Source organism: Caulobacter sp. GW821-FHT09H08 (assembly GCF_059415885.1).
In genome coordinates this window covers 1,060,022-1,068,943 of sequence record NZ_JBWKOC010000001.1, presented here as the reverse complement: position 1 = coordinate 1,068,943, position 8,922 = coordinate 1,060,022, and the positions used below count along the sequence as shown (strand labels likewise).

Below are 8,922 nucleotides of genomic sequence, written 5' to 3'. Positions count from 1 at the left end.
GTTAGGCCTGCCGCCAGCGTTCGCTCTGAGCCAGGATCAAACTCTCAGGTTGAGTTGACATTGACATCAGACTTCCAGTCCCGGGGGAAAACCCAGAACCAGGTATCTGGTTTGCATAGTTTCTTGACGAGTTCCCATCACACAATGACCAACCAAAGTCGGCCACCGTATTAATGGTGTCTTCAAGAGACCGCATTTGTCAGCGTCGAAGGTAGACCAGAAGTCTACCGCCAGAGCGCCGCCGCCTGCGTTTCTCTTTCCAAATCAACAATGTCAAAGACCCGAACCGCCGGAGCGACCCCACCGTTTAGCGCCCGGTGTCGGCGGAGGCGGCTATCTAGCGAACCTCGAATTCCGTGTCAAATCGTTTTTTTCAAAACTTTCTGACTTACTCCACCGTTCGGCCCGAAGGCTTTCTGCGGAGCCGGCAGCTTCTAAAGAAGTCACCGAGGTCAGTCAAGTGTCTTTTTCAAAAGAAAAAGAAGCTTTCCCGGCTTCGAAATACTTGGAAACTCTTGCGAGACCCTTCGTATTTCTGGGAGGGCGGCTTCTAACGAAGCAGAACTCCCGGGTCAACCGCCCTTTTCATTTTTGTTTTCTTCGCGGCCGGAGCCGACTTAGAGCGCAAAAACTGACTGAGGCGCGCCGCACTGGAGCGCCGTAAGTCGGAAGGGATTCGATTGAGGCTGCGGAACTTAGCGATCCACTTTCCAAAACGCAAGCCCCGAAGGCCAAGGTTTCGTCCGGTGGGCCGTGGCCCCGAAGCGAGGGGCGGCTTCTAGAGGCCCATTCCCCACCCGGCAAGCAGGGAATCGCGATTTCATCCCCAGACCGACCATTCCCCTGTGCATGAACGATGTCATATCGCTCTTGCGCACCGGCCAAGCCTCCATCAGAAGGCTGACCACTCTTTATGAGCGCGCGTCCGCACACGTGGATGCGCTCTCTCTATAAGGTAACCGGCGTCGATGTTGTCCCAGAAGGCCCGCTACGCCCTGCGCGCGATGATCGAACTGGCCCGCGCCGAGGGCCAGGTGACCGCCGGCGAGTTGGCCGAGCGCGCCGATGCGCCGCGCAAGTTCCTGGAAGCCATCCTCCTGTCCCTGTCGCGCGAAGGCCTGGTCACCAGCCGGCGCGGCAAGTTCGGCGGCTATGTGCTGGGTCGGGCGGCCGAGGAGATCAGCTTCGCGGAGATCATCCGCCTGGTCGACGGCCCCCTCGCCCTGACGCCGTGCGTCAGCCGAACCGCCTTCCGTCGCTGCGAGGATTGTCGGGACCTTGTGACCTGCGCCCTGCGCGAGGCCCTGCTACGCGCCCGGGACGCCACGGCCGCGGTGCTGGAAGGCTACAGCGTCGCCGACGCCGCCAAGGGCGCCGGCGCCGAGCTGATCCAGAGCTAAGCCGATCTCTCTATATAGAGACGCCTCTATATAGAGGCGCCTCCACGTGATCCTTGCTCAAGCCGCGAAGCGGTAGCGAGGATCACACCGCGGGTCCTTAGCCCGCGGCGATATAAGCCTTCAGCCCATCGGCCTCGGCCTGGGCCTCGTTGATCTTGTATTTCACCAGGTCGCCGATCGAGATGATCCCGGCCAGGCGCTCGCCCCTCACCACCGGCAGGTGGCGGATGCGGCGGTCGGTCATGCGCTCCAGCAGGGCGTCGATCGTCTCGTCGGGTTGGGCGAAGATCACGTTCGAGCTCATGCAGCCGCTGATCGGCTTGGTGAGGGCCCCTGCCCCCTCCTTGGCGATCATCCGCACGATGTCCCGCTCTGAAAGAATGCCAACCACGGCTTCCTTGTCGTCGACGACCACCATCGCCCCGACCCGCCTTGTATGCAGAAGCGCCGCCGCGGCGCCGACGGTCTCCTGCGGGGAGGCCGTGAATACGAGATCGCCCTTGTCTTTCAGGATCTGAGAAACCAGCACTGCGCGTTCTCCCTCGTTCTTCAGGAAACAAGGGTCTCGCAAAGCGCCTTCTTGATCAATGGGGATCGGCGTTGGATTGGCCGCCCGGTCCGCGCAAGGCCCAGCGCGCGAACGGCTCGACCAGGATCGCGCCGGCGACGAAGCCGATCAGCTGGCTTTCCCACGGCAGGGCCCCCGGCGGCAGGTTCATGAGCGTGCCGATCACCGCCATCACCAGGTTGACGATCACCCAGCCGAGCGCCATCGCCATCGACCGGGGACTGGCCAGCACGCTCAACGAGCCCGGCTCCAGCCCCAGGGTGCGCGAGGCGCCGCCCATCAGCCCGGCCACGGCTCCGGCCGCGCCGACCACCGGAACCGCCGAGTCCGGTCGCACGATCGCATAGCCCAGCGCCGCCAGAACGCCGCAGGTCAGGTAAAACAGGAAGAAAATGCCGCCTCCCCGGCCATTCACGCCCATCAGCCGCGCCAGCGGCGCGCCGAAGGCCAGGGCGAAGATCGCGTCGAAACTGGCGCCGGCGAGGCCCCTCGGCACGAAAAGCGACGTGACGAGGCCCGTCCAGCGCCCTTGCCAGAGGTCGTCCGGGATCAAGGCCAACGACAGCAGGACCTCGTTGCTCAGCCGGCCCACCACGAACCAGGGCAGGAAAACCACGGCCGCCACGACGAAGGCCGGCCACGGGGCGTTGAAGATCGGTTCGGGACGCTGATCGCTCATGGGCTTCTATCTAGGGCGTTCCGCGACGATTCGAACCACGGCGGGGCGCTTAACCATTTTTTCTCGACCTGTCGGCTAGACCTGAGGCTGTACCTTTCTGGCACGAGGGTTGCTTGCCCATCCGTGTCGACAGTTCGCGGAGCCACTTATGGCCTGGCATCGGAAGAAAACTCGTAGCGTCGCGGCGGTCGCCGCTATCGCCGCGCTTTGCGCCGGCGGTGTCGCCGCCGCGCAGACGATGACCACCAACTCGGCCAATTTCAACGCCGGCTACGGGCGCTCCTCGGGTCAGGAGAACCGCATGGTCGAGTATTCGACCCGCGACGCGAACGGCAACCGGGTCGTGGTCGACGGCGTCATGCTGACCGGCGCGGACCAGAGCGTCTATTCGTCGAGCCGCAGCTCGGGCTCGCTGGACGCCTATTCGGGCGTCGGCGGCGTGGGCGGCTATGCCGGCTCGACCGCGATCGGCAACAACCTGACGGTCATCACCCAGGGCAACAACAACACGGTCATCGTCAATTCGAACCAGGTGAACAACGGAAACGTCACCGCCGGTTCGAACGTGGTGAAGGCGGGGACTCCCCAATGACGATCAAGCGTACAGGCCTGGTCCTGGCTCTGCTGAGCACCGCGGCGCTGAGCGCCTGCGGCAGCGTGCCCACGGCCTCGACCGCCGGCAACTACGCCACCCCGATCGGCACCGCGCCGGTGACGGCCAATCCGACCGACTATTCGTCGGCCCTGGTCTGCCTGAACCAGTACGCCCGCGCCAACCGTGTCGCCGCGCCGCGCATCGCGATCGGCCGCATCGCCGACTACACCGGCAAGGAAGAGTCCGACGGTTCGGGCCGCAAGATCACCCAAGGCGCCTCGTTGATGGCCTTCTCGGCCTTCGCCAAGGCCGGCATGCCGATGGTCGAGCGCTTCGACACCTCGGTCTCCGAATTCGAACTCAAATACGCCAACAACAAGCTGATCTCGGACCGCCCGAACGCCGCGCCCGACGCGCCGGCGGACTACCGCAAGATCCTGGCCGGCCAGGTGCCGGGTTCGGACTTCTACGTGGTCGGCGGCATCACCGAGCTGAACTACAACATCCGCTCGGCGGGCATCGACGCCTATGTCGGCGACAAGGACACCGACGGCCTGAAGGGCAACTTCAAGCGCCGGGTGTTCGTGATGAATATCGCGCTGGACTTGCGCCTGGTGAACACCCGCACGCTGGAAGTGGTCGACGTCATCTCCTACCAGAAGCAGGTGGTCGGCCGCGAAGTCAGCCTGGGCGTCTTCGACTTCCTCAATGGCAACCTGTTCGACATCTCGGGCGGCAAGGGCGCGCTGGAGCCGATGCAGCTGGCGGTCCGCGCCCTGATCGAGCGCGCCACCGTCGAAATGTCCGCCAACCTCTACGGCATGCCCGGCCCGCAAAGCTGCCTGCGCTACGACCCGTTCGGCGACGCCACGGTCGGCCAGACGGGCGCTTTCGTGCCGGCCTACAACAACCTGGGAACGAACAATGCGCAGACCCGCGATGACCCGTCTCGCTGGAACGCTCGCCGCGATCCCGATATCCGTGATGCTAAGCGGGGCCGCTACTAGTCCGGCCTACGCCCAGACGACCACGCCGAGTCCGGTTCTCAACAACCAGATCAATCTCGGCGAGATCTTCTCGGAGCAGACCCTCAACGTCCAGACGGTGTCGGAAGGCGTGACCGCCAGCACCACCGCCCAGGCCAATGGCGTGTCGGTCGGCGTGACCAACGCCGACGCGGCCGTGACGTCGAACCAGGACAACCAGGGCAAGGTCTACGGCCATACGATCGTCGACGTCGGCGCCAATGCCGGCGAGGCCACCGCCGTGCGCAGCACCGCGGTCGGCAACGCCGCCTCGTTCCAGGCTTCCAACGGCACGGTCTCGGCCTTCGCGGTCCAGACCAACTCGGCCGAGGTGACCGCGCGCGGCCAGGTCGAGGCGGCCAACGCCGAGGCCAAGGACCTGACGGTCTCGACCCTGGCCATGGGCAACAGCGCGGGCGTCAACCTGGACAACGGCTCGGCCGGCGCCCGGATCAGCCAGTCGACCACGGCCAACGTCCTGGCCGACGGCGGCGCGATCGTGGGCCAGGTCACCGGCACCAGCGCAATCACGGCCGTCACGGCCGGCAACAACATCAATATCGAAGGCGCCAACCAGTCGGCGGGCCGCTACATCACCGACCAGGCCAATACCAGCCAGGTGACCCAGGCCAGCAAGTTCACGGCCTATGGCAACAGCTACCTGACCGCGACGACCGCGACGGCCACGGCCAACAACCTGTCGGTCAGCAACGAAGGCCCCCTGGCGGACGTGAAGTCCAACCAGTGGAACACCTCGTACGTCCGGGGTCAGGCCGAGGGGACCTCGTACCAGTTCGGCGCGGCCCAGACCAACGCCTACGCGGCCGGCAACTCGGCCCAGGTGATCAATGTCGGGCCCGAGATCGTGCTCGACAACCTGCAGACCAACGGCGGCGGCGGCGTCGAGGCGATCGCCAGCTTCCAGGGCGGCGACGGCTATGACGCCGTGACCACCGCGACCGCCATGGGCAACGCCGTGACCGGCTCGGTCTGCTCGCAATGCAGCGGCCGCATGACCGTGACCAACAACCAGACCAACGGCGCGGATGTCGGCTCGCGGTCCAGCACCACGGTCAGCTCCGGCGGTCGCCAGGTGACGGGTATCTCCACGGCCATCGGCAACAACGCCAGCTTCACGGTCAGCGCGCCGGGCTACTGAGCCCCTACCCTCGCCCCAACTGACGATTGCACCGGACACGGCTCCGCAGCTTCACGCGGCCGGCCGCTGAAGGTCTGGAAAGGGTCGCGGAGCGCCGGACGACGTCCGGAGTTTGAGTAGAGAAATACCGTTTCGACGAAGCTCGCACGCTCCGCGCGACCGTTATCCGCCAGCGTCCCGTCGGGTGGCCCTGTTCAGGCCTTACCGGGACCCGGGCGCCTCCGTTTCCGGAAGTTCCCAGAGGTCGAAGAGGGCGGGCCACTACAGGCCAAGACATACCCTTTTGCCTTCAACCACGCCGACGGCGGGCGGGTCTGGCCAGCAACCAGATCCCCGGACCGTCCGAGTATCCCCCTCGGACCCTGCCCCGCTCGATCACCCCCCGCCGCCGCAACGGTCGCTGGCCATGCGCCCTTTCCTCGCGACGAGGTGGGGGAACTGTACGGCGGTTGACAAGGCCGGGGACAAGGTGACGCGAATGCTCGTCCCAGACATCACCCCCTCTCCATGAGAGAGGGTGACTACACCCCTCGGCCACCCGCATCTGCTCTATAGCGAACGCCGCCGACCCAGCGGTCGACGCCGTTGAGCTCACGCGCATCGATTTTGCCGGCGAGCACGCGCCGGCCAGCGTCGGTCAGCGCATAGGGCTCGGGCGTGGCGAGCGGCGTGGGCGCGCGGATGAGCGTCTCCAGGCGCGCTTCCACCGTCGTATCGCCCAGGAAGGGCGCTTCCTCCGCCGCGGCGTTGGCGGGGAACAGGTCGGCGAAGCTGCGGACGCCGCCGGCGATCGTTTGCAGGATCTGTCGCTCGGTGCGGCCCAGGCCGGTGGGCGGCGTGGGATACTCTTCGAGCAAACGGCGCAGGGCGGCGTCCAGAAACGGAAGCGCGCTGAGATCGGTTTCGAGCAACCTGGAAACCGCGTCGGGATCGGGCGAGGTGAAGGCTTCCCACGCCCTGGCGCCGAGCGCGCGTTGCGCCGGGGTGACCGATTGCCGTCCCGGCCAGAGCGAGGCCAGTTGCGCCGGCGTAAGCTGGCCCAGGCCGTAGAAGGGCGCGACGCCGGGGAACGCATCGATGCAGATCATCTCGGCCACGACGTCAGGAGCGTCCGAAAGCGCCGCGAGGATCTGGATCAACTGCAGCTGATCGTAGAGATCGTGCTCGAACCACAGCACCACATGGCGGGCCGAGCGGAGCGCGTCGTCGCGTTCGGCGAAGCTGGCAGATATTTCCGGAAACGATCCGCCGTCCCAGTCCGCGAGGAAACGCGCGCGCACCGCGCTCATGCCTTCCAGCGTCAGGCCCGACGGAACGGGGCCTTCGTGCAGGATATCCCGCCAGGCGACGACGTTGTCCGCCACGCCGCTGTCGCGCAGGGAGCCCGCCGCGCTGTCGCCGTTGGTGAGATGCAGCATCAGATCGACAGCCCGGGATCCCCCTCCAGCACCTGCTGAACGAGCCTTGGCCGCTCCCCCTTCGCCCAGAGCTTCGCGGTGTGGGTCACGCGATAGCGCAGATCGCCACCGTCCGGGCGTTCGCTGCGGGTGATCGGGCGAGGGATGCAGACGAACTCGGTCCGCATCTCGTCAGCGCTGAGCCGCACCGTGCTGTAGCCGTGGCCGCCGAGGTCCACGAACTCCAGATGCGGCGCGAGGTCGGGGTTCGAGAGCGCCCGGGCGCGCTTCAGGTCGAAGGTCTTGGCGTACTCCAGGCATGAGCGCACCCCGTGCTTCATCAGCATGTTGCAGGTCGGGTCAGGCTTGGCCTGGCCCGGGCGGTCGGCGAGGAGCAGGGCCCGGAGAGGATGATCCTTCTTGAGCCGGTGTTCGTAGGACTCCTGCGCGCCCGGACTGATCAGCGAGCCCCCGACGAAGCTCAGGCCCACCGGCTCGAACTTGCCCGGCGGCAGCGCGGCCGTGGCGTAGCCGGCCCAAAAGCTGTGGCGGTCGCCCGAGACGATCGCGAAGCCGGTGATCCCGGCGTCGCGGACGAGGTTGTAGATTTCCGTCCGCTCCGCATAGGCGGTCCCGTAGTCGCCGGCCCCCATGATCGCGAAGCCGCCCGGCCAGGGCTTGGCCAGATCCGCCGGGATGTTCTGCGGGTCGGCGCGCCGATCCGGCGCCCCTTGCGAGTTGCCCCAGATCTTCCAGGTAGCGGTCGACGCCCGCAGCCGCGCCTTGAACCAGGCCTTCTGCTCCACGCCGAGGATGGTCTGCGGCGGCGCGTCCTTGGCCGGATTGGCGATGGTGACGCCGCCATAGCTGAGTTCGGCGGGCGGACGACCGCCGTTGAAGGCCCGGCCGCCGTCGAGCACCTGCGCCGCCTCCTCCTGGAACATGCCCAGGAAGTCGCCCGGGGCCAGTTTCTCAAGGTCGGGATAGTCCAGCGGATCCGTGCTGCGGTAGCTGTGCTGGTCGGTGATCAGCAGCTCCAGGTGCCGCCCGTAGCGGAAGGCGCGGTAGCCGATCAAGCTGTTGACGGCCGTGATGTTGTTCGGCTCATCGCCCAGGCCGTTGGCGTCCCAGGTCTCGATCTTGACGTCCTTCACGACGGGAGCCTCGAAGGTCTCCCAGGACGCGCCTCCGGCCTTGCGGCAGCGCGACGGCAGATATTCCCACCACGCCTGGTTGGCGGCGACCTTCAGGGTCTGGCCAGGCCGCTCGGGGCCGCCCTGCTTCAGGATGCTCTGCCAGCCCTGCCACGAGAACTCGTGATTGTCCCAGATGGCCACGAACGGCCAGCGGGCGCGGGCGTCCTTGAGGTCGGGATCGGTCAGGTAGCCGCGATAGACGGCGCGATAGCCGTCCAGCGTCAGCGGATAGTGGAACTTGCCGACCTTGCCGCCATCGGGAAGGCGCGTGACCTCGTAGATCGTGCGGTCATAGCGGGTGGCGATCTCGTCGGGATATTCGACCACCTCGTAGATGAAGTCCCCCAGGTGCAGGACGAAACCGAGCTGGTCCTCGGGCTTGGCCCGCTCGTCCTCGAAGATCATCCGGCGATAGGCGTTGAGCTTGCCTTCGTTGATGCTCTGGCAGCTGACGAAGGTGAAGTTCACCGGGCGGGTGTCGTCGTCGCGCGGCGCGGTGATCGTGCGCCCGATGCGGCTGCCGTTCCCCTCGGCGTCGGTGAAGCGGTACCAGTAGATCCGCGACGGCTTGAGGCCGCCGACCAGCACCCGCGTGGTCCAGTCCGCCGCCGCCGAGACGGGCGCGCTGGCCCGCGCCACCACGCGCTTGAAGGTCTGGTCCTCGGCGACCTCCACCGACAGCATGTGGCGGTCGCCTGTCGGGAACGGCCTGCGGGTCCACAGGATCACGCTGCTGGCGTCCGGATCGCCCGACGCGACGCCCTCGGGATAGAGGTCCTCGCGCTCGCGCCACGCCAGGCGCGAGGCCCGCGCTCGCCCGCCCCAGGCGAGCACCGCGCCCATGGCGGCGGCGGTCCGCAGAAATTCCCGGCGATCGTTCCTCATGGGCGGCCCCTGTCGTTT

General features: G+C 66.6%; 8 protein-coding genes and 1 pseudogene. 4 read left to right on the top strand and 5 right to left on the bottom strand.

Translation table 11 applies throughout. The features are described 5' to 3' along the window. The first annotated feature begins 968 nt into the window (after positions 1-968). Positions 969-1,400, top strand: coding sequence for an RrF2 family transcriptional regulator (locus AC07NN_RS05260; protein WP_494638143.1), 432 nt, complete (start codon positions 969-971; stop codon positions 1,398-1,400). A gap of 97 nt (positions 1,401-1,497) precedes the next feature. Here the strand turns inward: AC07NN_RS05260 and AC07NN_RS05255 are convergent, their stop codons facing one another. Further along, entirely contained in the window at positions 1,498-1,929 is a 432-nt protein-coding gene (locus AC07NN_RS05255; protein ID WP_494638141.1) for a CBS domain-containing protein, read from the bottom strand. A 55-nt stretch (positions 1,930-1,984) separates the two neighbouring features. Beyond that, entirely contained in the window at positions 1,985-2,647 is a 663-nt protein-coding gene (locus AC07NN_RS05250) for a rhomboid family intramembrane serine protease (RefSeq protein ID WP_494638139.1), read from the bottom strand. A 148-nt stretch (positions 2,648-2,795) separates the two neighbouring features. Here AC07NN_RS05250 and hfaA point away from each other — a divergent pair, with 148 nt between their 5' ends. The 3 genes from hfaA to hfaD are packed head-to-tail and all read left to right on the top strand — an operon-like array spanning position 2,796 to position 5,426. Then, complete coding sequence (gene hfaA / locus AC07NN_RS05245) at positions 2,796-3,239, top strand: holdfast anchoring protein HfaA (RefSeq protein ID WP_494638137.1); 444 nt, start codon at positions 2,796-2,798, stop codon at positions 3,237-3,239. Further along, complete coding sequence (gene hfaB / locus AC07NN_RS05240; protein WP_494638135.1) at positions 3,236-4,249, top strand: holdfast anchoring protein HfaB; 1,014 nt, start codon at positions 3,236-3,238, stop codon at positions 4,247-4,249. The genes hfaA and hfaB overlap by 4 nt, the downstream gene beginning before the upstream one ends. Continuing rightward, positions 4,167-5,426: a holdfast anchor protein HfaD gene (gene hfaD, locus AC07NN_RS05235; RefSeq protein WP_494638133.1), complete on the top strand. Its 1,260-nt coding sequence runs from the start codon at positions 4,167-4,169 to the stop codon at positions 5,424-5,426. Before hfaB ends, hfaD begins: the two co-directional genes overlap by 83 nt. A 201-nt stretch (positions 5,427-5,627) precedes the next feature. Here hfaD and AC07NN_RS05230 read toward each other — a convergent pair. The 3 genes and pseudogenes from AC07NN_RS05230 to AC07NN_RS05220 form a co-directional block, all read right to left on the bottom strand. Further along, positions 5,628-5,859, bottom strand: a pseudogene (locus AC07NN_RS05230) (hypothetical protein); the annotation flags it as partial. Between the two features lie 88 nt (positions 5,860-5,947). Beyond that, positions 5,948-6,844 carry a DUF1835 domain-containing protein gene (locus AC07NN_RS05225; protein WP_494638131.1) on the bottom strand — a complete coding sequence of 299 codons (897 nt, stop codon included), beginning with the start codon at positions 6,842-6,844 and terminating at the stop codon, positions 5,948-5,950. Next, positions 6,844-8,904, bottom strand: coding sequence for an alkaline phosphatase D family protein (locus AC07NN_RS05220; RefSeq protein ID WP_494638129.1), 2,061 nt, complete (start codon positions 8,902-8,904; stop codon positions 6,844-6,846). The genes AC07NN_RS05225 and AC07NN_RS05220 overlap by 1 nt, the downstream gene beginning before the upstream one ends. Positions 8,905-8,922: the final 18 nt, after the last annotated feature.